25 protein-coding genes are annotated in these 25,735 nt (G+C 36.4%); 21 read left to right on the top strand and 4 right to left on the bottom strand.

What is annotated here, in order from left to right:
* The first annotated feature begins 84 nt into the window (after positions 1 to 84).
* From PY093_RS15680 to PY093_RS15615, 14 genes are all read left to right on the top strand, one after another.
* Positions 85 to 816: an urease accessory protein UreH domain-containing protein gene (locus PY093_RS15680; protein ID WP_275646797.1), complete on the top strand. Its 732-nt coding sequence runs from the start codon at positions 85 to 87 to the stop codon at positions 814 to 816.
* A 639-nt stretch (positions 817 to 1,455) separates the two neighbouring features.
* Positions 1,456 to 2,121, top strand: a complete 666-nt coding sequence (locus PY093_RS15675) for a response regulator transcription factor (RefSeq protein WP_275646796.1) — start codon at positions 1,456 to 1,458, stop codon at positions 2,119 to 2,121.
* A 21-nt stretch (positions 2,122 to 2,142) separates the two neighbouring features.
* Positions 2,143 to 3,519 carry a sensor histidine kinase gene (locus PY093_RS15670; RefSeq protein ID WP_275646795.1) on the top strand — a complete coding sequence of 459 codons (1,377 nt, stop codon included), beginning with the start codon at positions 2,143 to 2,145 and terminating at the stop codon, positions 3,517 to 3,519.
* 21 nt (positions 3,520 to 3,540) lie between these two features.
* Positions 3,541 to 4,194 carry an NAD(P)/FAD-dependent oxidoreductase gene (locus PY093_RS15665; protein WP_275646794.1) on the top strand — a complete coding sequence of 218 codons (654 nt, stop codon included), beginning with the start codon at positions 3,541 to 3,543 and terminating at the stop codon, positions 4,192 to 4,194.
* Positions 4,195 to 4,275: 81 nt separating this feature from the next.
* The gene (locus tag PY093_RS15660) at positions 4,276 to 5,106 is read left to right on the top strand and encodes an undecaprenyl-diphosphate phosphatase (protein ID WP_275646793.1); all 831 of its coding nucleotides are present in this window, start codon (positions 4,276 to 4,278) and stop codon (positions 5,104 to 5,106) included.
* A 496-nt stretch (positions 5,107 to 5,602) separates the two neighbouring features.
* Positions 5,603 to 6,064, top strand: a complete 462-nt coding sequence (locus tag PY093_RS15655; RefSeq protein WP_275646792.1) for a MarR family winged helix-turn-helix transcriptional regulator — start codon at positions 5,603 to 5,605, stop codon at positions 6,062 to 6,064.
* A gap of 3 nt (positions 6,065 to 6,067) precedes the next feature.
* Complete coding sequence (locus PY093_RS15650; RefSeq protein ID WP_275646791.1) at positions 6,068 to 9,196, top strand: MMPL family transporter; 3,129 nt, start codon at positions 6,068 to 6,070, stop codon at positions 9,194 to 9,196.
* A gap of 436 nt (positions 9,197 to 9,632) precedes the next feature.
* Positions 9,633 to 10,082, top strand: a complete 450-nt coding sequence (locus PY093_RS15645; RefSeq protein ID WP_275646790.1) for a hypothetical protein — start codon at positions 9,633 to 9,635, stop codon at positions 10,080 to 10,082.
* A 194-nt stretch (positions 10,083 to 10,276) separates the two neighbouring features.
* On the top strand, positions 10,277 to 11,371 hold the full coding sequence (locus PY093_RS15640) for a Fe(3+) ABC transporter substrate-binding protein (RefSeq protein ID WP_275646789.1): 1,095 nt from the start codon (positions 10,277 to 10,279) through the stop codon (positions 11,369 to 11,371).
* 1 nt (position 11,372) lies between these two features.
* Positions 11,373 to 13,016, top strand: a complete 1,644-nt coding sequence (locus PY093_RS15635) for an ABC transporter permease (protein ID WP_275646788.1) — start codon at positions 11,373 to 11,375, stop codon at positions 13,014 to 13,016.
* Positions 13,013 to 13,699, top strand: a complete 687-nt coding sequence (locus PY093_RS15630) for an ABC transporter ATP-binding protein (RefSeq protein ID WP_275646787.1) — start codon at positions 13,013 to 13,015, stop codon at positions 13,697 to 13,699. Before PY093_RS15635 ends, PY093_RS15630 begins: the two co-directional genes overlap by 4 nt.
* Positions 13,700 to 14,085: 386 nt before the next feature.
* Positions 14,086 to 15,108 (top strand): LLM class flavin-dependent oxidoreductase, encoded by a 1,023-nt coding sequence (locus PY093_RS15625; protein ID WP_275646786.1) that lies wholly within the window; start codon positions 14,086 to 14,088, stop codon positions 15,106 to 15,108.
* A 182-nt stretch (positions 15,109 to 15,290) separates the two neighbouring features.
* A complete protein-coding gene (locus PY093_RS15620; RefSeq protein WP_275646785.1) occupies positions 15,291 to 15,860 on the top strand; it encodes a DNA-3-methyladenine glycosylase I in 570 nt (189 codons plus the stop codon).
* Positions 15,861 to 15,950: 90 nt separating this feature from the next.
* On the top strand, positions 15,951 to 16,907 hold the full coding sequence (locus tag PY093_RS15615) for an LCP family protein (RefSeq protein ID WP_275646784.1): 957 nt from the start codon (positions 15,951 to 15,953) through the stop codon (positions 16,905 to 16,907).
* Positions 16,908 to 17,012: 105 nt separating this feature from the next.
* Here PY093_RS15615 and PY093_RS15610 read toward each other — a convergent pair whose 3' ends face one another.
* Positions 17,013 to 17,915, bottom strand: a complete 903-nt coding sequence (locus tag PY093_RS15610) for an aldo/keto reductase (protein WP_275646783.1) — start codon at positions 17,913 to 17,915, stop codon at positions 17,013 to 17,015.
* A gap of 371 nt (positions 17,916 to 18,286) precedes the next feature.
* Between PY093_RS15610 and copZ the strand changes: the two genes are divergently transcribed.
* The 7 genes from copZ (at position 18,287) to qoxD (ending at position 23,807) form a co-directional block, all read left to right on the top strand.
* Positions 18,287 to 18,493 carry a copper chaperone CopZ gene (gene copZ / locus PY093_RS15605; protein WP_275646782.1) on the top strand — a complete coding sequence of 69 codons (207 nt, stop codon included), beginning with the start codon at positions 18,287 to 18,289 and terminating at the stop codon, positions 18,491 to 18,493.
* A gap of 358 nt (positions 18,494 to 18,851) precedes the next feature.
* A complete protein-coding gene (locus tag PY093_RS15600; protein ID WP_275646781.1) occupies positions 18,852 to 18,968 on the top strand; it encodes a YjcZ family sporulation protein in 117 nt (38 codons plus the stop codon).
* 161 nt (positions 18,969 to 19,129) lie between these two features.
* On the top strand, positions 19,130 to 19,510 hold the full coding sequence (locus PY093_RS15595) for a DUF302 domain-containing protein (protein ID WP_275646802.1): 381 nt from the start codon (positions 19,130 to 19,132) through the stop codon (positions 19,508 to 19,510).
* 474 nt (positions 19,511 to 19,984) lie between these two features.
* Positions 19,985 to 20,896 (top strand): cytochrome aa3 quinol oxidase subunit II, encoded by a 912-nt coding sequence (gene qoxA, locus PY093_RS15590; RefSeq protein ID WP_275646780.1) that lies wholly within the window; start codon positions 19,985 to 19,987, stop codon positions 20,894 to 20,896.
* A gap of 82 nt (positions 20,897 to 20,978) precedes the next feature.
* Positions 20,979 to 22,928 (top strand): cytochrome aa3 quinol oxidase subunit I, encoded by a 1,950-nt coding sequence (gene qoxB, locus PY093_RS15585; protein ID WP_275646779.1) that lies wholly within the window; start codon positions 20,979 to 20,981, stop codon positions 22,926 to 22,928.
* The gene (qoxC, locus tag PY093_RS15580) at positions 22,925 to 23,521 is read left to right on the top strand and encodes a cytochrome aa3 quinol oxidase subunit III (protein WP_275646778.1); all 597 of its coding nucleotides are present in this window, start codon (positions 22,925 to 22,927) and stop codon (positions 23,519 to 23,521) included. Before qoxB ends, qoxC begins: the two co-directional genes overlap by 4 nt.
* A 1-nt stretch (position 23,522) precedes the next feature.
* Positions 23,523 to 23,807 carry a cytochrome aa3 quinol oxidase subunit IV gene (gene qoxD / locus PY093_RS15575; RefSeq protein WP_275646777.1) on the top strand — a complete coding sequence of 95 codons (285 nt, stop codon included), beginning with the start codon at positions 23,523 to 23,525 and terminating at the stop codon, positions 23,805 to 23,807.
* Positions 23,808 to 23,980: 173 nt separating this feature from the next.
* On the opposite strand, the gene PY093_RS15570 is transcribed toward qoxD, so the two are convergent.
* The 3 genes from PY093_RS15570 to PY093_RS15560 all read right to left on the bottom strand — a co-directional run bounded on the left by PY093_RS15570 (position 23,981) and on the right by PY093_RS15560 (position 25,731).
* Positions 23,981 to 24,196: a hypothetical protein gene (locus PY093_RS15570; protein ID WP_275646776.1), complete on the bottom strand. Its 216-nt coding sequence runs from the start codon at positions 24,194 to 24,196 to the stop codon at positions 23,981 to 23,983.
* Positions 24,197 to 24,308: 112 nt separating this feature from the next.
* The gene (locus PY093_RS15565; RefSeq protein WP_275646775.1) at positions 24,309 to 24,731 is read right to left on the bottom strand and encodes a GtrA family protein; all 423 of its coding nucleotides are present in this window, start codon (positions 24,729 to 24,731) and stop codon (positions 24,309 to 24,311) included.
* Positions 24,700 to 25,731, bottom strand: coding sequence for a glycosyltransferase family 2 protein (locus PY093_RS15560; protein ID WP_275646774.1), 1,032 nt, complete (start codon positions 25,729 to 25,731; stop codon positions 24,700 to 24,702). Before PY093_RS15560 ends, PY093_RS15565 begins: the two co-directional genes overlap by 32 nt.
* Between the last annotated feature and the right edge of the window lie 4 nt (positions 25,732 to 25,735).

Here is a 25,735-nt window from a genome sequence, read left to right as displayed (position 1 = left end):
TTACTGCCCGTTAATGCGGGATAAAATTTATACATGGGTTACTGGACTGGAGAAGTAACCGGCAGGTAGGGAGAATGAAATAGAATGTATCAATTTATGTCTGAAGCTAGCAATTTACTTAGTAAACCATTTATGAACATATTTTATAGTTTGGAAGGTTTACCTTTGCTTGCTGCTCTACTACTGGGTCTTGTGGGTGCTTTAGCTCCATGTCAAATTACAGGAAACCTAGGAGCTATAGCGATCTATGGTAATAGTTCTGTTCAAAAAAGACTTGCATGGACAGAGGTTCTATTCTTTACCTTGGGGAAAATTGTTGTTTTTTCTGGACTTGGATTTTTAGTTTGGCAGCTAGGACAGGAATTCCGATCTAATCTAACTCTTCTATTTCCTTGGATTCGTAAATCATTAGGACCCATACTTATTATTATCGGTATCTATTTGGCAGGTTATTTTAAAATGAGCTGGACACTTACATTAGGTAAAGTACCGAATAGGTTGGTGAAAAAAGGAAAGTTAGGCGCATTTTTATTGGGAGTTAGTTTTTCTTTAGGTTTCTGTCCGACAATGTTTGTTTTATTTTTCGTTACGTTAATGCCGATTGTATTATCAACACCATATGGCGCCGTTCTTCCAAGTATATTTGCTATTGGTACATCGATTCCACTCATTTTGGCAATCTTTTTAATTTGGTATTATGAATTAGGAAGTATTTTTATAAAGAAAAGTCGGAAGTTAGGTTCAATTGTACAGAAGAGTGCAGGTTGGATCATGATTGTACTCGGAATTATAGATACATTAACATATTGGTTGTAATTTAAAAATCCAGTGCCGATTAAAGCCACTGGATTTTTTAAAAGATAAGAAAGTATAAAAATTTGAACCTAGTTTTAGTGTCTAGCTCCGGGCGCCATCGGACCTGAGGTCATAAGCCAATCACGGAAGGTAAAGAACAACCTTCCAGCCGGCTTGTCTTATGCTTGTCGCCGATAGGCGGGCGCGCCTTTCGCTTTTCTTGAAAGATAAGAAAGTATAAAAATTTGAACCTAGTTTTAGTGTCTAGCTCCGGGCGCCATCGGCTCGAGGTCATAAGCCAATCCCTTCCCGAAGGCAAAAAACGCCTTCAGTCAGGGCTCGTCTTATGCTTGTCGCCGAAAGGCGGGCGCCCTGCGCTTTTCTTATATTTATCCCGGATTAACGGGCAGTAAAACCCCACTAAGGGAAGCTTCCTTTATGGGATTATTCAACTTTTCAAAGTAAAGCAATTTGCCTGTCTGCCGTAAATTGATATGTGCAGCGTGATTACTTACTGTTATTTCTTTAATTATGTATTAATATTAGTACCATAGGTTCTACAAATCCATGCGTAGTTATTATGGATCATTGAGATAATATTTGCAAGGTGAAAATGAGAGTATAGAGGTGTAAGTTTTTTTAAAGGGAAGCGAAGCTTAAATGACAAAAATTTTATTAATAGATGACGAACAAAGGATGTTAGACTTATTAACTTTGTATCTGGAGCATCATGATTACAAATGTATTAAAGCTAATTCTGGAGAAGAAGGAATTAGCTATCTTGAAGAGAATAAGGTCGATTTAATCTTATTAGATGTGATGATGCCTACGCTTAATGGTTGGGAAACAGCTGAATTAATAAGAAAGTTTTCTGACGTACCAATTATAATGCTTACAGCAAGAGGTGCAAGTACGGATATGGTACGTGGATTAACTATTGGAGCAGATGATTATATCACGAAGCCTTTTGATGAAAGTGTTCTAATTGCGCGGATACAAGCTGTTTTAAGAAGAACCAATCATACAAGCAAATTAGAAAGCTATGGACTAATATGGGACGAAAGCAACCATACGCTTTCTTATAATAATGAAAATATCATTATTACTCCAAAAGAGTTTGATATGGTTGGTTTATTAATGAAAAACAAAAATATCGTTTTTAGCCGAGAGAAATTAGTAGAATCTATCTGGGGATATGAAACAACAATTGAAGACCGGACAGTGGATTCACATGTAAGAAATATAAGGGATAAATTGAGAAAATCTGGTTTCCAAGTTGAGGACCATTTGAAAACTGTTTGGGGAGTAGGATACAAATGGGAGTAGCATTAAATTGAGGGGAAATAAATGAATAAACTATCAATTAAACTTGGACTTTTGGTTTTTACATTTATTCTAATAATTGAAATGCCGCTATTTTATTTTTTATACAGTGGATTAGTAAATTCCCGAATTGAGGAAGAACTTTCAGAGCTTAAAGCCAGAGGAAATAGTCATCGAAATGTACTTGAAAAAAACTATGATAAAGCTACGATTAAACATGTAGCATTAATGGAATCAGAAGCAGATACAGATGTAGTGATTATGACGCATGATGGTGAAGTAGTAGACAAATCGAATAAGTTAACAGCCGGTATGAAAAGTCTCATGAAAAATGAGAGAAGCTCTGTACCATTTGAAGGCATGATTGTCGAAAGCCGGTGGGAAACAGAATCATATATAGCCACAGTAAGTCCAATCATTTTTGAAGACAAATTAGTTGGTCATGTATATATGTTTAAAAATACCGAATCAATTCAACAAATGATTTCAAAGTTAAAGCGTCATTTTGTCTTAATTGGTGGGATTGCCATTATTTTCACCATAGCCGCTGTCGTTATACTGTCAAAGGTTATTACTATTCCTTTAATACGAATGAAAAAAGCAACCGAAAAACTAAGTAAAGGGGACTTTTCCGTTTCACTTGATCATCAAGGAAACGATGAGTTAGGTGAGCTTGCTAGAAGTATACAAACACTTGCAAATGATTTAAGTTCCCTAAAAAAAGAACGAAACGAGTTTTTAGCAAGCATATCACATGAACTTAGAACGCCACTTACCTATGTATTAGGATATGCTGACGTTGCAAGGCGTCAGGGAATTAATGATGTAGAAAGAAATAAATATTTAAATATTATTTATGAAGAGTCTGAACATATATCAGGTTTAGTTAAAGATTTATTCGAATTAGCAAAAGTAGATCAACATACTTTTATTATTCATAAGGAAAAAGTGAATATGTGTGCTTTTACAACTAATATCGTTGAGAAAATGAGACCTGCATTTAAAAAAAAGAAAATTCAATTAAAGCATTCCTGTCCAGATGGCATATATGTTAAGATTGATCAATCAAGGTTTGAACAAGTAATTGTTAACCTATTAGACAATGCATTAAAATATTCAAATAATGATAGTGCTGTAAAATTAGTGGTCGGCCACCTTAAAGAAAAAAATAAAATAATACTCTCTATCATTGATGAAGGAATAGGAATGCCTGAAGCTGATATTCCACTAATCTTTAACCGTTTTTATCGAGTCGAGAAATCGAGATCACGAGTAAGTGGTGGCTCCGGTTTAGGTCTATCAATTGTGAAAGAAATTATTGAAGCACATGGCGGTTCCATTAATGTTAGTAGTGAACTTGGAAAAGGTACTAAGATGACAATAGAACTTGATGGTAGTTGAATTTTTAAGGGGGAATTTATTATGGCGAATCAAGAAGTAAAAACAATAAAGCTGGCAGTAAACGGTGGTATAGGATTTGGTGCAAAGTTAACGGCAAAGCAACTAATTGCTCTTGCAAAATATATAAAAGAAGACAGTGAAATTGAGCTAACAACTTTTCAGCAACTCTATATTGATGTAGTAGAGAGTCAAAAAGATGATGTCATCTTGGAACTTAAAAAAGTAGGGTTGTCTGTCTATCCTGTAGGTGCTTATGTAAAGAGTCTGCGTACTTGCGGCTTTTGTAAGGGAGCAGAAGAAGAGGGAATGCCAGTCGCAATTGAGTTGAATAAGCGAATTGCGGGTATAGAAGTGCCTTGGCCACTTAAACCGGCTTACACGGGCTGTCCAAATGCTTGTGGGGAACCTTTAGTAAATGATATTGGAGTCATAAAAAGAAAAGATCATTTTGACTTATATGTTGGCGGCAAAGCTAATGGAGAAAATGCTAGAACCGCTTTTATTTTTAAAGAAGGACTAACTCCAGAAGGGTTATATACTACAGTAGAACAGATACTTGAATTTTATAAGAATAATGGAAAAAAGAGAGAAGCATTTTGGAAATTCATTAACCGCATAGGCTTAGATAATATTAAAGAAGCAGTAGACAGCAAAATTTCGACAGTTGAATCGTAACCGTTTTTTATTGAAATGGGACTGTTAACCTCCCATCATATAGCATGAAAAAGAGAAATATGGGTCAAGGAGTTTAAATCGATGGATTTTAATGAACTATTAAAAGTAATTATACTAGGAATAGTAGAAGGGTTAACAGAATTTGCTCCTGTATCTTCAACCGGACATATGATCATTGTTGATGATATGTGGCTTCAATCGGAACAATTTTTGACAAAATATGTCGCAAATACGTTTAAAGTTGTGATTCAGCTGGGTTCTATTTTAGCGGTTGTTGTTGTCTTTAAAGATCGCTTTATTGATTTACTAGGATTGGGTCGCCGTGGAAAAGCAGCTCAAAACGGTCAAGGCGACCTTAAGTTGACACATGTCATAGTTGGGTTAATTCCGGCAGGCGTATTAGGGCTGCTTTTTGAAGATATAATTGATGAATATCTATTTACAACAGCTACGGTTTTAATCGGTTTAGTCATTGGCGCAATTTTAATGATTATTGCTGATATAGTGACTAGCAGGAAACCAATGGTTCAAACTGTTGACCAAATTACCTATAAACAAGCTTTAACTATCGGTTTCATTCAATGTTTATCCTTGTGGCCAGGGTTTTCAAGGTCAGGTGCAACCATTTCTGGTGGAGTGTTGGTCGGATTGAGTCATCGTGCAGCAGCCGATTTCACATTTATTATGGCCGTTCCGATTATGGCTGGTGCAAGTGGTATTTCATTCCTGAAAAATTTAGAATACTTTTCAATCGATGCGTTGCCATTTTTTATCGCCGGCTTTATTAGTGCCTTTGTATTCGCATTAATCTCGATTCGCTTCTTCTTAAAGCTTATTAATAAAGTTAAGCTAGTTCCGTTTGCAATTTATCGTATTGTTTTGGCGGGAATTATTTATGTTGTTTACTTTTAAAAAAAAAGAGGACTTGCCGAAATGGCGAGTCCTTATCCATGCTATTTCAAAAATTACAACTTAAGGATAACCCGCGTAACGTTCGAACTTGTATAGTATCCTCTTTTGTAAATACCCCAAAAACTCGTAATGTAACCCATTTAACAAGTAAACTTCTGTTATTAATTATCCAGTATTCTTTTACGCCTGCTTTTTTGTACAGCTGATATTTTTCCACCGAACTAGGTTAACGGATCAGGTGAAAGTATTTCAATCATCATACCAGGTGTTCCATTCCACCTCTGTTCATCTAGTTTCTCTACTTCTTCCACTTGTTAATCCCTTTATTAATAAAGATCACCTGCAAACGTATTTTTTTTGCAATAATAGGAAATTTTATAAAATACAAAATTATTGACAACAATAGGTAACGACATTATAGTTATACATGTTAATAGTTAAACAATTGAACAGTTTAATCGTAGAATAATCTAAAATATGAGGTGAATATATAAAAATGTCCAGTAATAACATTAAGGACTTAGTGGATAGGTATATTGAGGTTTCTTTTTCCGTCAATAAAAAGGCGGAATCACTTGTCAAAGAGCAAATTGGCAGTGACCTCACAAATGATCAACATTATACATTAAGGTATATGAACAGAGTGGGAACGTGCACATCGTCAGAACTAGCTGAAGTATTTGATGTGAAGAAAAGTGCAATTACAGCAATCATCAATCGAATGTGGGAAAAAGGATTAATTCAAAGAACTCGTGATGAAAATGATCGTAGAGTTGTGTATCTAACCTTGACGAATAAAGGAAATGAACTTTTTAAACAAACAGAGCAACGCGTTCACAATTTAGTTGAATCGTTAATAACTAGATTTGATTCAAAGGAAATTCAGCAGTTTATCGAAACATTCGAAAAGCTTAATCAGGTGCTACTAGAGAATAAAGACGATAAGGCGGAGGAATAAAAAGTGAATTTTATTATTAAACAAAAATGGTTTGTCTTCATTGCGTGGATTGTCATCATTGTGGGGTTATTTATGGCAGCTCCTAATATGGCGGAGCTTGTTAGAGAAAAAGGCCAAATTGAAGTCCCTGAAGGATACTCTTCTAATTTAGCAGGACAGATTATGAATGATGTTCAAAAACAAGAAGGCGGTGGGGATGAAACTCAAGTAGCCTTAGTATTTCATAGTGAAAAAGGTCTTACCGAAACAGAAATAAATGAAGCTGAAAAAGCAATTCGAGCTCTAGAAGAAAACAGTGCTGAGCTTGGTGTTATCGAAATACTTACACATTTTAATGAAGAAAATTTAAAAAGTCAGTTGGTATCAGAAGACGGAAAGTCGATCTTAGCTTCCGTAACATTAAGTTGGAATGACCGTGAGCCAGCTGAACTAAGAGAGGAAATATATCAAGCTATTGACCAGGTGAAAGTTGAACACTATTATACAAGTGAATGGTTAATAGGTGAAGATTTAATTTCAAGTTCACAAGAAGGCTTGAAAAAAACAGAGGGTATTACGGTAATCTTTATCCTAGCTGTGTTACTACTCGTATTTAGATCAGTTGTTGCGCCATTAATACCATTAGTAACAGTAGGATTCTCCTATCTTGCGTCACAATCGATTGTATCGTTTTTTGTTGATAAATTAGATTTTCCTATCTCAACGTATACACAAATTTTCCTAGTTGCTGTACTATTCGGTATTGGTACGGATTACTGTATTCTATTACTTAGCAGATTTAAAGAGGAATTGTCACAAAGAGAAAGTGTAACAGAAGCCATTGTTGAAACTTACCGCAATGCTGGCCGTACCGTGTTCTTTAGTGGTTTAGCGGTTATGATAGGTTTTGCAGCCATTGGTTTCTCACAATTTATCCTATACCAATCTGCAGCAGCGGTAGCGGTAGGGGTTGCGATTCTTCTTGTTGCGCTGTTTACTGTTGTACCTTTCTTTATGGCAGTTTTAGGACAGAAAATATTTTGGCCTTCTAAAAGTAAAGCTGAACATGGGGATAGTAGACTTTGGACGATTGCAGGGAGATTTTCATTATCACGACCATTACTATCATTATTAGTTGTTGCCGCGGTATGTGTGCCGTTTTTGGTAACATATGATGGTGAATTATCGTATGACTCATTGGAAGAAATCAGTGGCGACGTAAATTCTATCGAAGCTTTTAATGCAATTGCAGATAGTTTTGGACCCGGTGAATCAATGCCCACTCAGGTTGTTATAAAAAACGATGAAGAAATGGATTCTGTTGATTACATTGGGTTAGCAGAAAAAATTAGTCAAGAACTTGAGAAAGTGAGCTTAGTAGATTCTGTTCGATCTGTAACAAGACCTACGGGCGAGACAATCGAAGAATTTTTTGTATCTAATCAAGCTGAAACACTTGAAGAAGGACTTGGCGAAGGGAAAGATGGATTAACCCAAATTAGTGAAGGGTTAAAAGAAGCAGGAAGTGAATTATCGAAGTCAGAACCTGAGTTGTTAAGTGCAACAGATGGAATTAATGACTTGATTACAGGTACAAATGATATTAAGTCTGGGCTGGCTGAATTTCAAACAAACCTTGCTAAAATTGAAGCTGGAATACGTCAAGGTTCTGCAGGATCAGTTGAAGTGAGAAATGGCTTGGAGCAAACGAAAGCAGGGGCCCAGGAACTTCTAGCAGGATACAAAGAGCTTTTAAGCGGTTATAAAAACGTACAAGGTAATCTATCAACACTTACTACAAAGTATCAAGAAGTAGGTGTTGGTTTATCTGGATTATCAAATGCACTAGCGCAAATTACAGCAGAAAACTTTGCCTTTTTAGAAAATAACTACCAAGGTATAGCGGATGACCAGCAATATCTACTAATAAAAGGAACAGTGAATACGTTACAACAGCAGTTACCTGCTCTTTCACAAGGGATAAATGAGCTAAATTCTGGTCTTACTCAACTTAACGGTGGGATGGTCGGTACTAATGATGGTTTTGAAAAAGCAATTGGTGGCCAAGACCAGTTAACGGTAGGATTTGAACAATTAATTCAAGGTATTGCTGCACAGCAAGCCGGTTTAGACCAATTAGCGAACGGGCAAGGTCAAATCGTAAGTAATATGCCAAAACTTGCAAATGGCTTATCTGGGATTAATGAAGGACAAAAACAACTACTTAATGGATTCAGTAATTTAGGTGGTCAATTAAGTCAGCTAACTGAAGGGCTTGAACAAAGTGCAGATGGACTGAACCAAGTATCAGAAGGTCTAGGTTCTGCTCAAGATTATTTATCAGGGTTATCAAGCACAGGTAATATGAATGGTTTTTATTTACCAGTTGAGGTTCTTGAGAGTGATGAATTTAAGCAAGCACTTGATGTTTATCTGTCAAAAGACCGTAAAGTTATGACCATGGATGTTATTTTTGGAGCAAGTCCATACTCAAATGAAGCAATTAATCAAGTCGATGAAATAAAAGAAGCAGTCACTAGAGCAACAAAAAATACAAAGTTAGAAAATGCAGTCGTTGCAGTTGGTGGTATTACAAGTACGAATGCAGATTTAGATACAATGTCAGGGCAAGATTTTTCACGTACGGTTGTACTGATGTTAGTTGGTATTTCGATTATATTAATCTTCCTTTTTAGATCTATTATTATGCCAATCTATATTATTGGTTCATTAATTTTAACGTATTACACGTCAATCGCCATTAATGAAGTGATTTTCGTAAACATCTTAGGATATACAGGAATAAGCTGGGCTGTTCCATTCTTTGCCTTTGTTATCCTTGTTGCCCTAGGAGTGGATTACAGTATCTTCTTAATGGATCGCTTTAATGAATACAAAGATCTAACAGTTGCAGATGCAATGCTAATGGCCATGAAAAAAATGGGAACAGTTATCATTTCAGCTGTCATCATTCTAGGTGGTACATTTGCTGCGATGATGCCATCTGGAATGCTATCTTTACTTCAGATTGCTTCTATTATTTTAATTGGTTTACTATTATATGCATTTGTCATTTTGCCATTATTTATTCCAGTAATGGTCAAGAGTTTCGGTCTAGCAAACTGGTGGCCATTTAAAAGAGTAAATAACTAAATAGTGTCGGTTAAGAGGAGGCTCCCATTTACCGGGTGCCTTCTTTTAAAAAGATAAGAAAGCATAAAAGTTTGTACCTAGTTTTAGTTTCTAGCTCCGGGCGTCATCGACTCTATGGTATAAGCCAATCCGTCCGGAAGGTAAAGAACAACATTCCAGCCGGCTTGGCTTATGCTTGACATGCACAGGATGTGCTGATGTCGATGTTCGCCACAGGACGTGGCGGGGTTTTAATCGACGCGCCGATAGGCGGGCGACCTGCGCTTTTCTTGTACTATCAGACGTTATATGTTGATCCTGTTAGACTTAAAACAGCATACTAGATCAAAAATCCTGGAATAAGATACCTTGGGATCAGTGATATCTAAATGGAGTCGGGGATCGAAAAAATATAACTCCGCAAAAAATAGAAAACGGTAACCAAAAGGGCAATCTGATGCCCGAAATTGCGAAAAAAATAGAAAACGGTAACCAAAAGGGCAATCTGATGCCCGAAATCGCGAAAAAAATAAAAAACGGTAATCAAAAGGGCAATCTGATGCCCGAAATTGCGAAAAAAATAAAAAACGGTAACCAAAAGGGCAATCTGATGCCCGAAATCGCGAAAAAAATAAAAAACGGTAATCAAAAGGGCAATCTGATGCCCGAAATCGCGAAAAAAATAAAAAACGGTAATCAAAAGGGCAATCTGATGCCCGAAATTGCGAAAAAAATAACAAACGGTAATCAAAAGGGCAATCTGATGCCCGAAATTGCGAAAAAAATAAAAAACGGTAATCAAAAGGGCAATCTGATGCCCGAAATCGCGAAAAAAATAAAAAACGGTAATCAAAAGGGCAATCTGATGCCCGAAATTGCGAAAAAAATAAAAAACGGATATGTTTGAAAATATAATTTAAATATTGTTCTAGATTGGTTAAAAATATAACCGTTGAACACTTCCTAAAAAAATTTCAAAAAAATGTTTACTAACTTTTGATTTTTCTGTTGACTAATGGGTAGATTGTTAGTAGAATGATAATTGTTATCAATGATAATAATTTTCATTCTCATAATCTATTAAAAAGGGAGTAACAGATCATGACAAGATTAAAACGATTGTTTGTAGTAGCCGCAAGTATTTTAGTATTAGTAGGTCTAGTTGGTTGCGGTGCAAACCAAAGTAAACCAGTAGAAAGCACTGCTGATAATAAAGAAACTATTAAAAATGAGGAAACAAAGGATCAAGTTGTTAACGTATACACTGCTAGAAATTATGAAGCAGATGAAGCCGTTTTTAAGATGTTCACTGAAGAAACTGGAATTAAAGTAAATGTAGTAAAAGCGAAAGCTGAGGAGCTTATTGAACGAATAAAGCGTGAAGGTGAAAGTACAGAAGCAGATTTATTTATAACAGTCGATGGTGGGATTCTTGCTAATGCAAAGAAAAATGACATCCTGCAACCAATTAATTCAGAGGTAGTAAATAAAAATGTACCTGAAAACCTACGTGATGTTGATAATAATTGGATTGGGATGTCAACAAGAGCACGCGTAATTGTATATTCAAAAGACCGTGTAGCACCTGAAGATCTCTCTACTTATGAAGATTTAACAAGCGAAAAATGGAACGGAAAAGTATTAGCACGTTCTTCAACAAATTTATACAATCAATCTTTATTAGCATCATTTATTGAGTTAAATGGAGAAGAACAAGCTGAAGAGTGGGCTAAGGGTATCGTTACAAACTTTGCTCGTCAACCAGATGGTGGAGACCGTGACCAAGCAAAAGCGATTGCTGCAGGAACCGGTGATGTAGCTATTATGAATACATATTATGTAGGCCTGATGGCGAACTCATCAGAGCCTGAAGAAGTAAAAGTAGCAGAAGGTCTCGGTGTTTTCTTCCCTAATCAAGAAACAAATGGTACACATGTAAATATAAGTGGGATTGGTTTGACAAAGTACAGTAAAAATCCTGAAAATGCAACTAAACTTATTGAATATATTACTAGTGTAATGGCGCAGGAATATCTATCCGCAAATAACTATGAGTTTCCTGTTAATGTGGACGCTGCAAAACCTGAAATTCTTCAGTCATGGGGCGATTTTAAGATGCAAGAACTTAATTTTGATACTTTAGGAGAACATAACCAGAAGGCTATAGAAATCTTTAATAAAACAGGTTGGAAGTAAAATGGGAGAGCTTGTAAAACGTTATGTTCAAAAGGAACTTAACGGCTGGTTAATGATAAGTATTTTGGGGGCGGCAGTTATACTGCTGCCTATCCTTGTTGTTTTCTTTTCTTTATTCCAAGAACCAAATGAAAACTGGTACCAAATTCGTGAATATTTACTTTCAACGTATGTGATAAACACTATTACACTCGTAAGTATTACAGGGATACTGACGACTATTCTGGGGGTTTCATTGGCTTGGCTAGTAGCTGCATATGATTTTCCTCTAAGGCGTTTTTTTAGGTGGGGGCTCATTTTACCACTTGCTATTCCGCCATATATTGCTGCCTATACGTATCGAACAATGCTAAGTTATACAGGAGTTGTACAAACAACGCTGAGGAATAGCTTTGATTATCAAGTTAATCCAGAGCTGCTATCAGTATCATCATTACGTGGTGCGATTTTTATTTTTACGTTCTTCTTATTTCCATATGTATATATCATTACAAGAGCATTTCTAGATAGTCAAAGTACATCTTTCTTTGAAAATGCCAGACTACTCGGAAGGAAGCCATTTGCTATATTCCTTAAGGTAGTGCTGCCACTTTCGAGGCCTGCTATTGTTGGTGGGGTAGTGTTAGTTATATATGAAGTACTAAGTGACTACGGGGTTACTAGCTATTTTGGGATTCATACAATAACCACTGCTATTTTTCAAACATGGTTCGGAATGTATGACGTAGATTCAGCGATGAGACTTGCAGCATGGTTAATGGTCTTTATTGTCGGGATGTTTTTTTTAGAAAGGCTCCTTAGACAAAGAAAACGTTATAATTTAAGTAATAAAACGAGACCATTAGTACCTATGAAGCTGAAAGGACTACCTGCTGCTGGTGCCTTTTTGTATTGTTCCATTGTTTTTTTATTAGGATTTCTAATCCCGTTAATTCAATTGATTTTTTGGGCAAAATTAACCTTCGCTAAGGTATGGAATGAAACATATTTTACGTTGCTTTATCAAACTGTTTATGTTGCAGTTATTTCAACAGTACTTATACTTACCATTTCTTTAATTGTTGCCAATGTTGCTCGTTCACAGACCACATTTTCATATATTTTAGCAAAGCTAATAACAACAGGTTATTCGATACCTGGTGCGATTATTGCAATTGGGGTTCTTGCGATGTTTATCACACTTGACAATTGGTTAGCACCCCTTTACTCCTATTTGGGATTGGGAGAAGCTCCACTCATCCTCAGTTTATCCTTACTTATGCTTATTGTCGGGTATACAGTTCGTTTCATGGCTACAGGGTTTAATGCGATAGAAGTCGGTTTTGAAAAAGTAGGTTTGAAATACACTGAAGCATCGCGAATGCTTGGGCTAAGTGTAACGAAGACGTTTTTTAAGGTAGATCTTCCTCTCATTAAAGGGGCACTATTCAGTGGTTTCATACTTACTTTTGTAGAAATCAGCAAGGAGTTGCCTTTGGTGTTATTACTAAGACCCTTTAACTTTGATACATTAGCTACAAAAACGTATCAATTTGCAGTAGACGAACAAATCTATGAGGCGTCAATTTCGTCTCTCATGATTGTAGCAATTAGTGCATTGTCAGTAATCGCTTTTCAAATGATAGATAAGAGGGTGAAACAATGAAAGCTGTAGAAATTCATGATCTAACATTTTCCTTTTCACGGTCAGCTGCACCGGTTATCAATCAGTTTTCGTTTTCAATGAATAAAGCTGAGATTGTCGGTGTGTTAGGATCAAGCGGGAGCGGTAAAAGTACATTACTTCGATTAATTTCTGGGCTAGAGATACCAATTAAGGGAAGTATTAAAATTGCCGGGAATCCTGTTGTTAATGAAGGTTTATTTATTCAACCTGAGGCAAGAGGAGTAGGAATGGTGTTTCAAGACTATGCACTTTTTCCACATATGACGGTAAGGGATAACCTCCTTTTTGGTTTATCTAAGTTACCAAGAAAGGATAGAATGTCTCGGGTTCATGAAATGTTAGAGCTTGTTCAAATGGAGAATCTTGAAAAAAGATATCCCCATGAATTAAGTGGAGGACAACAGCAAAGGATTGCTCTAGCAAGAGCATTAGCACCTAGGCCTAATGTGTTGTTAATGGATGAGCCGTTTAGTAATTTAGACTCTGACCTAAAAGAATCGATTCGAGAAGAACTTCGCATGATTTTAAAGAAAGCAAAAATAACCTGTATAATGGTTTCACATGACCAAAATGACGTCGAAGCAATCTGTGATCAGAGTATCATTATTGGTGCAGCTAAAGCTAAAACAGAAGCGGCTAAAGGAAAAATAAAAGCAATATAGTAGACATTTAGGGCTTGCCAAAGTTGGTGAGTCCTTCTTGTTGCCGTTCTATCTTATCACATTGTTCATCCTCATTTGTGATTGATAGGTTATTCATGCATAAAAGGTGAGATTCTAATAGTGAAATCTTGACCTTCATTTATTTATTGGATTTAAGGTAATACTATAAATGGTTTATTGTCAGCCTTTTAACTAAGTGTCATTACTCAGTTATGAAGAGCGGATGAAATCTTATGTTCTTTTAGCTAAAGAAATCCTGTTTTTTAGAAGCTAAGTCCTTATAGTGTGATACATCAATAATAGTTGATATAATGTGAAGTGAAATAATCTGGAGCCTTATGATTTTTGTAAGTGATCAATACATAAGGAGGAGGGGGACACAATAAATGAGTGAAAAATTAAAACGATTAAGTGACATCCCATTATCTGTGTTGGATTTAGCACCAATTGTGGTAGGCGGAACACCAGCAGAGTCTTTTCGAAATACATTGGACCTTGCCCAGCATGCAGAAAAATGGGGATTTAACCGATATTGGTTAGCTGAGCATCACAATATGACGGGAATTGCTAGTTCAGCTACCTCAGTGGTGATCGGCTATGTAGCAGCAGGTACATCAAAAATCCGAGTAGGATCTGGTGGAGTTATGTTGCCTAACCATGCTCCACTTGTGATTGCAGAACAGTTCGGGACACTGGAATCGATGTATCCAGGCCGGATTGATCTCGGTTTAGGTCGGGCACCAGGTACTGATCAAGTAACAGCAAGGGCTCTGCGGCGTGAACTTAAGAGCACGGGCGATGATTTTCCAGAGCAATTACATGAATTACGAGCTTTTTTAAATCCAGCCTCAAGCGGGAATAGTGTGCGTGCTATTCCAGGAGAAGGTCTAAATATTCCAATTTGGCTATTAGGTTCGAGTGGTTTTAGCGCTCAATTGGCTGGACAACTCGGTTTACCATTTGCCTTTGCGAGCCATTTTTCACCAAACTATACGATACCAGCTCTAGATTTGTACCGTCGAAGCTTTAAACCATCAGAAGTACTTGATAAGCCCTATGCAATGGTCGGTGCGAATGTAATTGCAGCAGATACTGATGAATTGGCACAATATCTATCGACCTCAATGCAGCAGCAATTCCTTAATCTCGTTCGAAACCGTCCTGGTAAGCTTAGTCCTCCGGTGGAAAACATGGATGAACTATGGAGCGATTACGAAAAGGCATCAATTGAACAAACACTTGGAGCATCATTTGTAGGTAGCCCTGACACAGTCAAAGCAAAATTAGAGGCATTCCTAAATGAAACCCAGGCGGATGAGATTATGGTAAATGCACAGATTTATGATCATGCCAAACGTCTCCGATCCTTTGAAATTTTGCAAGAGATTGTAAAGGATGGAAAAGCTTAATACTACCAAATTATCCTGACTTAATTCATACCAAAAGCAGAGCGATTTCCGTTGAAATCCACTGCTTTTTTTAAAAGAAAAGAAACAAATTTGGCAATGTTTTAAAGTAAATCATTAGAATAATATACAACCACATACAGTAATGCTACGATAAGGAAAAGTAATAGTATGGAGGGTAATGAATGAACAGATGTGGTTGGGTCAATGAGGATCCGTTATATATTGAGTATCATGACAACGAGTGGGGTGTCCCCGTTTATGATGACAGGCTTTTATTCGAGTTTATCAATTTAGAGGGAGCACAAGCGGGTTTAAGCTGGTATACGATTCTAAAAAAGAGAGAGAATTATAAAATTGCCTTTGACGATTTTGATCCCGAAAAGATTATTACATATGATCAAAATAAGATAGAAGAGCTTTTAAATAATCCGGGAATTGTTCGTAATAAACTTAAAATAAATGCTGTGATTACAAATGCACATGCCTATTTTAAAATTGTTGAGGAATTCGGTAGTTTTAGCAACTATATCTGGTCGTTTGTAAATAATGAGCCTATTAAAAATCATTTTAAGGAATTAAAAGATGTTCCGACTTCAACGGAAATTAGTGATAGATTAAGTAAGGATTTGAAGAAACGAGGGTTTAAATTTATAGGGACAACTATTTGTTATGCATTTATGCAAGCAGTTGGCATGGTAAATGACCATCTCATTACTTGTGATTGCTATAACGTGGAACTTTTTAAGGAATAGAACGTCAAATACGTAGGTCTTCTTTTAAACGCAGACATAAAAGTGTAGAATTAGAACAACAATCTAATTTTACCTAAATGAGGGGAAATAATGAGTAGATACGGTAAAAAGAAAGCGAAAAAAAGAAATAAAATACTGAAGTTTCTTTCACTATTTATAATCCTATTCGTAGCGATAACAGGGTATGCAGTGTATCAGTATTATCAAGGTTTGAAATTTGCTGGCGTTCCACCCATAGAACAAAAAGAAACGGAGTTTAATGGAGCGGAAATGGATAAGGAACTTGGGAAGGTAAATGTTTTGCTATTAGGTGTGGATTCTCGGGGCGAGGAAAAAGCACGTACTGATACAATCATGATTGCACAGTATGATCCGAAAAATGGGACATCTAAACTAGTTTCTTTAATGAGAGATATTTACGTTGAAATTCCTGGATATAACAATAATAAAATTAATACTGCCTTTTTTCTTGGTGGGGCGGAGTTATTGAGGCAAACGATAAAGCAAAATTTTGATATCGATATTAACTATTACTCGTTAATTGACTTTCAAGGGTTTGAAAAGGTGGTTGATGCACTAGCTCCGAATGGTGTGGAAATTGATGTTGAAAAAGAGATGTCGTATCGAATTGGTGTTGTTCTAAAACCAGGTTTGCAAAAGTTAGATGGGAAAGAGCTTCTAGGTTATGCGCGCTTTCGACATGATGCCCAGGGAGATTTTGCAAGGGTAGAACGACAACAAAAGGTTATGAATGCCCTAAAAGATGAAATTACAAGTCTTTACGGGGTGACAAGACTACCAAAAATGGTCGGGACAATACAACCCTTTATTGTAACCAATATAGATGGCTTGGATCGTATGGCCTTGCTCAAGGACTTTCTCTTAAATCCGCCAGCGGACATAGAAACAATGCGTATTCCGATTGATAATTCATTCGTAGATGCAAGCTACGAGCATGCGGGTTCAGTTCTAGAGATAGATATTAGTAAAAATAAACAAGCACTACATGAATTCTTAAATACAGAGACAAGTGACAAAGGTTTCTAGGAACAAAGAGTCATAAACCATTCCTTTCAGAAGGAAAAATATCCTCTGAAAGGATTTGGCTTACGCTTGTCACCGATAACAGAGCACCCTATGATTTTCTTAACTTCACGGTACCTCATGTCCCAGTGAGCATTGTAAAATATCAAACCATTGTTCGTTTGAAAGTGAAATCGATTGTGCATATTCAGCCGCTTTAACCCTTGCGATTTTTCCTGATCCGACAATCGGCATGATGTTACTAGGATGAGCTAAAAGCCAAGCATACATTACTTCATCAATTCCATGTGCGTTTACTTGATCTGCAATTTTTTCAAGTGTTGCACGCAGGCGAACAGCTTTGTCATTATCAAGTTTAAATATACGCCCACCTGCGAGTGGTGACCATGCCATAGGAGCGATCCGTTTTTCTTGGCATAAATCAATTGTACCGTCTAGGAAATTTTCCAGTTCATAAGCAGAGAGTTCTATTTGATTCGTTACTAACGGAAAATCTAGATAGGATTGTAGCATCGTAAACTGTGAAGACTTAAAATTTGACACTCCAAAGTGGCGTACCTTTCCTTCTTGTTTTAACTGTGAAAATGCGGCTGCAACCTGCTTTGGATCCATGAATGGATTTGGACGATGAATCAGTAAAACATCAATATAATCTGTATGTAGGTTTAATAAAGATTGATTGACTGAAGCGATAATATGTTCTTTACTCGTATCATACTGCTTTATAGCATGGTGAGGTCTATTCGACGAAACCAATTTAATTCCGCATTTTGTTACAAGCTCCATTTTGTCACGAAGCCCAGGTTTCAAAGCAAGTGCCTCTCCAAATAGTTGTTCACTCGTATAACTCCCATAGATGTCAGCATGATCAAAGGTTGTAATACCCAAATCTAGGCATCCTTCTAGCAATGACAACGTCTCTTCCTTCGATTGCTTCCAATCAGTAATTCGCCATATTCCATGAATGATTCGTGAAAAGGTTAAATCATCAGCCATTTGTACTCTTTCCATTATGTGCCCCCCTAAGAAGAATACCTAAATTTTACCCTAACAAGAACAGTTGTACAAATAATTTACAAACAGTTCATTTAGTGTAGAGTTGGTAGAAAGGGTAAACTTAGAAAGAAGTTAATTATGTTTATAAAGGAAATTTCCCTAAGTGAGGGTCTTACTACACGTTAATGTGGGATAAATAAAATAAATTAGAAGAAATTTTAAACAAAAAGACTTTACATAGGATAGGGGGGTATGGTAAACTCTTATTAAGAGGCAGTTAGAAACTGAAGTACTAGTTGCTAGTTGGTATTCAAGAAGGTGATTTTGATAGATGAAGTCCTAGTGACTGTTCATAAATTAATGAAAAATAAAAGGAGATGTTACGAATGGAAAAAGTTACATTAAACGTTAAAGGAATGTCATGTGGTCATTGTATTAATGCTATTGAAAGCAATGTTGGTGAATTAACAGGAGTAAGTAAAGTAACAGTTAACCTAAGTGATGGCAAGGTTGATGTTGAATATAATCCAACTGAAGTTTCATTAGATGCAATAAAAGAAACAATTGATGATCAAGGCTATGATGTTGAATAAATAAGAAATGCTTGAGGATCAATTTAGTGATAGACTGATCCACTGGAATAATGGTAAGACGGACCGATATTATTCGAGGCTGACTTATAACGCTAGAGTCGCTTCTGCCCTGTGCTGGAAACGAACCCTAGACGTGCTACTATTTAGCACGTCTTTTTGGCTTTATCGATATAACCCTATGTCGGATAATGATGAGTTTAATAATGGGTAATCTTAAATCAATAAGTTTGCAAATTACCAGAATGGACATGTTCTGCAGCACATATTGCATTAAAAAAATGCCTAAAACTGGGTAAACGCCCTTTCATTTTTATGTTAGCTACATATATTGTAAATGTAAGGAAAGGGAGGTGTTTGTATGAGTGGAGCAGTTGCAGGAGCAGGAGTAGGATACGGCGGTGGTTTCGCGCTGATCGTAGTTTTATTTATTCTGCTTATTATCGTTGGAGCAGCGTACGTTGGTTACGGTTACTAATCTTTCCTTTAAAGAATATAATTAAAATAATAAAAAAACCTTCAATATATAATTATGTTGAAGGTTTTTATTTAGGTAGAAATTTAAATCGATATGATAAAAATCACAGCAGTTAATTTATTATGAAAAAAAAGGGAAAGATACCTACTGAGGTGATTAGAATGTTCCATTATACAAAAGAAATCCAAGGGAATGTTAAAGAAACGGTTACAAAACTAGAGGAGTCCTTAGCGGAAGAAGGTTTTGGTGTCCTTTGGAATCTGGATTTACGAAATAAGCTTCAAGAAAAAGGAATTGATTTTGATAATGAACTAATGATTCTTGAAGTATGTAATCCACATGAAGCCAAAAAGGTACTAGACGAGGAAATACTTGTGAGTTACTTTCTTCCTTGTAAAATCGTTGTTTATAATGAGAGCTCGACGACAAAGATTGGAATGCCAAAGCCCTCACTATTTATGCAGATCATAGACAACGAAAAATTAAAAGAAATAGCAGAAGATATTGAAAATAGGCTGATAAATTGCATTAACAAAGTTTAGCAAAAAGGAATCTTTTGGATTCCTTTTTTTAATTTTATATGATTTTTACCCGTCAAAAAAAATGCACTAAAATCACTAGATATACTGAAATTGTAAAATAAAACCTTTACTAAGTTGTCACATTTTGATTAGGGTACTTATGTTACTATTACCAATGAGTTATATAATTTATGCTTGGAAAATGCCTCTTAGCTATTACTAGGTGGATATACACAATTAGGAGTAACCTTTGTTATACCGTAGTAATTTGGTCTAATCTAAGTAGTTTCAAAAATTTCTAGACCAATATCGTATTCCATATTTAAAAGAAGTTAATTATCAGTCTATCTATCATTGTCTTGCTTTTTGAACAATTTATGACAGATTTTATATTTAGCTATGAATTGGATGCGCTACTAAGATAGAAACTTCAGGTTACACTTTATCCTATTACTTATGCTATAAAGCTTCTAAAACAAAGGAAGGGGTAAATTTATGAAAATGAAAGGTGCTTTATTATTTTTAGTTTTTACTATTGTCACAATGCTAACAGGTTGTGGACAATTGTTGGTTTTGGATCCTAAAGGACCTCAAGGTCGAACAACCGCCGATGTCATAATGATATCTATATGGACGATGGCCATTGTAGTTATTGTTGTAATCGCCCTCTATGTTTACATTGTGAGGAAATATCGTGCTTCCAACCAGAGAGAAGATTATGAACCTCCTCATATTGAAGGGAGTCTTAAACTTGAAATCATTTGGACTACTATTCCAATTTTAATCGTAGCTTTTCTTTCGGTTGTGACGGTTAAATCCACCTATGAGGTGGAGGCAATACCAAAAGGATACGAACAACAAGAACCTTTAGTGATTTATGCTTCAGCATCAAACTGGAAATGGCATTTTAGTTATCCTGAAGAAGATATTGAAACAGTAAACTACCTGTTCATTCCAACCAACCGTGCCATTCAATTTAAACTTTATTCATATGGACCAATGGCCAGTTTTTGGATTCCGCAGCTTGGCGGTCAAAAATATGCAATGTCCTCTATGGTTAACACATTGAACTTAGCAGCGGATGTTCCGGGTGAATATATGGGTCGTAATGCCTCCTTTACCGGTGAAGGATTTGCAGAACAAACGTTTAACGTTAAGGCAATGTCTCAAAAAGAATACGATGAGTGGGTGACCGAGGTTAAAGAAACTGCTGAACCTCTAACTGCAGAGAAATTCAATCAATTATTAGAACCAGGTCACCTTGGGCAGTCGACGTTTACTGGTACCCATTTAGGATTCTCACCACCACCAGAAGCGCATCATAACGCAGGGTCATTGGACAATGACGAAACTGATTCTGAGAAATCCGCTAACAAAACCGATGAGGACTCATCCGAAGAAAATTAAGAACATAGGGACACGACACATTAGGATTCAATTGTTTGTCCAATAACCATAAGTAAATAATTACTGAAAGGAGTCATAAAATATGGATTACTTTGCCCGATTTGCCGTGCCAAATCCAAGTCCGACTATTTACGCATCAATGGCTGCTATTGCTCTTACTTTAATTGCAATTTTGGTCGGATTGACTTATTTAAAAAAATGGGGTTATCTATGGCGTAATTGGTTAACAACTGTTGACCATAAACGTATCGGTATTATGTATCTAATTTCAGCGTTGCTAATGCTTTTCCGCGGTGGAGTAGATGCGATTATGATGCGTGCTCAAACGGCTGTGCCCGAAAACACTTTGCTCGGCGCACAGGAGTATAATGAAATTTTCACAACACATGGTGTTGTTATGATTATATTTATGGCTATGGCCTTTATCATGGCCTTAATGAACTTCGTAGTTCCGTTACAAATTGGAGCCCGTGATGTAGCGTTTCCGAGGCTAAATGCTCTAAGTTTTTGGTTATACTTTTTCGGAGCAATGTTATTTAGCATCTCTTTTGTAGTAGGTGGATCTCCCGATTCAAGTTGGTCCTCTCCTTTTCCACTTGCAGGTAATGAATTTAGTCAATCTGTAGGAACAAATTATTATATGATATCACTTCAGATTTCAGGGTTAGGTACATTAATAACTGGAGTTAACTTTATCACGACCATTCTTAAAATGAGAGCACCTGGTATGACATTAATGAAAATGCCAATGTTCACATGGTCTGCATTAATTACTAACTTAATTATTGCTTTCGCTTTCCCTGTACTAACAATTGCACTTGCAATGGGAACGATGGATCGCTTATTTGGAACTAACTTCTTTGCAACTGAAAATGGCGGTATGGATATGCTCTGGACGAACTTGTTCTGGGTTTGGGGCCATCCTGAGGTGTATATTCTAATTTTACCAGCGTTTGGAATTTATAGTGAAATTATTGCAACCTTTTCACGTCGAAATCTATATGGTTATAAATCAATGGTAATCTCTATGGTAGCTATTTCTGCCCTATCATTCTTAGTTTGGGTTCATCACTTCTTTACAATGGGTCAGGGACCACTCGTTAATAGTATTTTCTCAATAACAACCATGGCTATTGCTGTTCCGACCGGGGTTAAGATCTTTAACTGGTTATTCACGCTTCGAAAAGGGAAAATCGTTTTTACCACTCCAATGCTTTATACATTAGGTTTCATCCCAATTTTCACCGTTGGTGGGGTTACCGGGGTTATGCTTGGAATGGCAAGCGCTGACTATCAATACCAAAATACAATGTTCTTAGTGGCCCACTTCCATCTGGTCATTATTCCTGGTGTTGTATTCGCAATGATTGCCGGTCTCTTTTATTGGTGGCCGAAGATGTTTGGGTTTATGCTGAATGAAAGACTTGGGAAATGGTCATTCTGGTTTATCTCAATAAGCGTTTGTGTAACATTTTTCCCAATGTTTATCTCAGGTTTAGATGGTCAAGCACGCCGGATGTATACGTACTCTGAGTCAACCGGATTTGGAATCTGGAATATGATTTCGTTTATCGGAGCGCTTGGGATGGCTGTTGGCTTTGTTTTAATCGTGTACAATATTTACTATAGTATTCGTTATGCATCAAGAGATATTCCGTCGGATCCATGGAATGCACGTTCATTAGAATGGGCTACTCATAGTCCAGTACCTGAATACAACTTTGCAATTGAACCAGAAGTTAAATCAACAGAAGCCTTCTGGGACTCTAAGAAAAAGGGCTTTACACTGTTCAATGGAGAAGTAAAGAAAATTCATATGCCAAATAACAGTGGTATGCCGTTTATCATGGGAAGTATCTTTTTCGTTTGGGGCTTTGCGTTTGTGTTTGGCATGTGGATTGTTTTAATCCTTGCCACAATCGGTATCTTTGCTTGTTTAGGCTACCGTTCATTCGAGAAAGATCACGGGCGTTACATCTCAGTTGAAGAAGTTGAAGAGACTGAAAAAAAATTGGGAGGCACTAGAATATGAAAATAAATCACTCGCTCCCTCTTGAATATAGCACGGAACAAAACCGCTTAAATATCTTAGGCTTTTGGATTTTCCTAGGAGCGGAAATTGCGCTTTTTGGGACGCTTTTCGCCTCCTACTTAACATTAGTAAATGGTACTGGCAACGGTCCTACTGGAGCTGAAATTTTTGAAATCACTCCAGTACTAATTGAAACTTTTCTACTTTTAACAAGTAGTTTTACCATTGGCCTTGGAATTCACGCCATGCGTATTGGAAAACAAAAAGCGATGATGGTGTTCTTTGCAATCACAATTCTCCTTGGACTGGCGTTTTTAGGTGTAGAAATTTATGATTTCATTGTGTATATACACGAAGGGGCAACACTCCAAACTAGTGGATTTACATCGATCCTTTTCCTGACATTAGGAACGCATGGAGCACACGTTGCATTCGGTACAGTCTGGGGACTATTCATCCTCCTTCAAATTAAAAAGCGGGGGTTGACTCCAGAAACAACCAATAAAGCATTCATCTTCTCTCTTTATTGGCATTTCCTTGACGTCGTTTGGATCTTCATCTTCAGCTTCGTCTTCTTGAAAGGAATGATGTAAAATGAAAGAATTATTCCCGCGTAAACAAGTAATGGGCTTTGTATTTTCGCTAATCCTTACTGCAATTGCTCTAACTGTTTACTTCTTTGATATGTCATTCGCATTGGGTGCGACGATTCTTCTTATAACAGCATTTATACAAGCAGCTGTTCAGCTAGTAGTATTTATGCATGCAGGTGAAACTGAGGATAAGAAATCCATCTATACTACTCTATATTACGGATTCTTTATAGCTGTAGTTACTGTCTTTGGTACGTTATTAACTCTAGTCTGGGGTTATTATTAATACGATTTTTCAACAGGAGCGTCTACAATGGCGCTCTTTTTGTACCTAATTTAGGTGTCAAGCTCGAGGTATCAACTGCTTTTCTACCGTTACCTTCATCTTTAGGAAGCATCGTCAACACTTGATATTCCTATTAATTGGTGATCGTTTTTTATAAAATGAACAAACTTATTTTAATTACTCATTTTCCCTAGCATCTCTTCTGTTGCAACAAAAAAGATACCCATTAGAAAGATAAAGACAGCTCCTACAATCGTACCTATACCTATAGGTGCTAAATAATTGTAACCGCTTTCTAATAATCCGAACGAAAGAAAAATTAAACCAATTGCAAGTATGGTTCCACTTATATACTTTAAAGCATCCAATATTTTCACTTTAACTTCCATGGCACTCATCCTCCCTATACATATATTATTCATTTAGTTCACAAAATTGTCAAACTTTATTATTTATTATTTATTTTTGTTGACAATCCTATTATTAGCTTGACCCCGAGGTTTACTTAGAAAAAACGATCCATTTTTGTCCAAGATAGTTCGTGATTGTGTAAAGCGCTGTTCCGATTAATACGGCAAGGTCATTTTCGTAAATGATTTGCGCCTTAAGAGGTAACTCCTGTAGGAAGTTTGTAATTAGATCACTAATTGAATAAGAAAAGAAATAACAGAATAAGATGACGATTAAAAACCGTACACCACCAGAACGATAAGAGATCTTACTATTAAATGTAAAAGTGCGGTTAAGCAAAAAGCTAACAATAGCTCCTACACTGTTCCCAATAAATGTTGCACCCCAATAAGATACATCTATTTTGTACATCATAATAAATATTGTCGATAAGCCAATAAAAGTATTAATGAAACCAACGAAAAGAAACCGAACAAATGGACTAGTTTGTTTCAGGAAGCTTAGTAAAACCAAGGTGTAACGGCTCCTCTTCACTTGAATCGGATTGTCCTTTTGGAAAAGCGAGATTAAATGTATTAATATCAACAATATATCTAGGACGTCGTTTAGTTTCTTTGTATATTTTGCCTACATACTCACCAATTAACCCAACTGCAATCAGTTGTAAACCACCAATTAACCAGATTGAAGTTATTAATGATGTCCAACCAGTTGTTGTGTTCCCTGTTATTTTTAATAGTAAAAAATAAACACCAAATAACAAACTAACACAAAAGGATAAGAAACCTACCAATGATATAAAGCGAATTGGAGTGACACTAAAAGATGTGATACCATCAAGGGCGAACGAAAGCATTTTTTTTAGCGGGTACTTTGTTTCACCTGCAAATCTTTCGGATCTATCATAGTAGACTTGAGTAGATTTAAATCCTACCAATGGAACAATCCCTCTTAGAAATAGATTTATTTCTCCAAACCGCTCGAGTTCTTCAATCGCTTTACTACTCATTAACCGATAGTCTGCATGATTATAGATAATGTCTACACCCATTTTATTCATTATTTTATAGTATCCTTGAGCTGTGTTCCGTTTGAAGAAGGTATCTGTTTTTCTTTCTTTTCTTACACCATAGACGACTTCATAGCCTTCAGTAAATTTCTGCACAAACTCTCGAATAACTTCAATATCATCCTGTAAGTCAGCGTCAATAGAAATGACACAATCAGACTGCTTGTTAGCAGTGAATAATCCGGCTAACAAAGCATTTTGATGTCCGACATTGCGAGAAAGTTTAAGACCTTTTATAGTCGGATCAAGTAGGCCTTGTTTATAAATAATAGACCATGTTGCATCCTTACTACCGTCATCTACAAACAATAGTTTACTTTGACTTGAAATAAGTCCTTCAATCGTTAACTTTTCTAACAAACCACTAAGTTGTATGATTGTTTCAGGTAACACTTCTTCCTCGTTATAGCAAGGAACAACAATTGTAAGTGTTGGCTTAATCATTTTG

The organism is Cytobacillus sp. S13-E01 (assembly GCF_029193815.1).
In the GTDB taxonomy this organism is placed as follows: Bacteria; Bacillota; Bacilli; order Bacillales; family Bacillaceae_L; genus Bacillus_BV.
The sequence above is the reverse complement of the archived record's forward strand: the minus strand, read 5'-3'. Positions and strand labels throughout refer to the sequence as shown.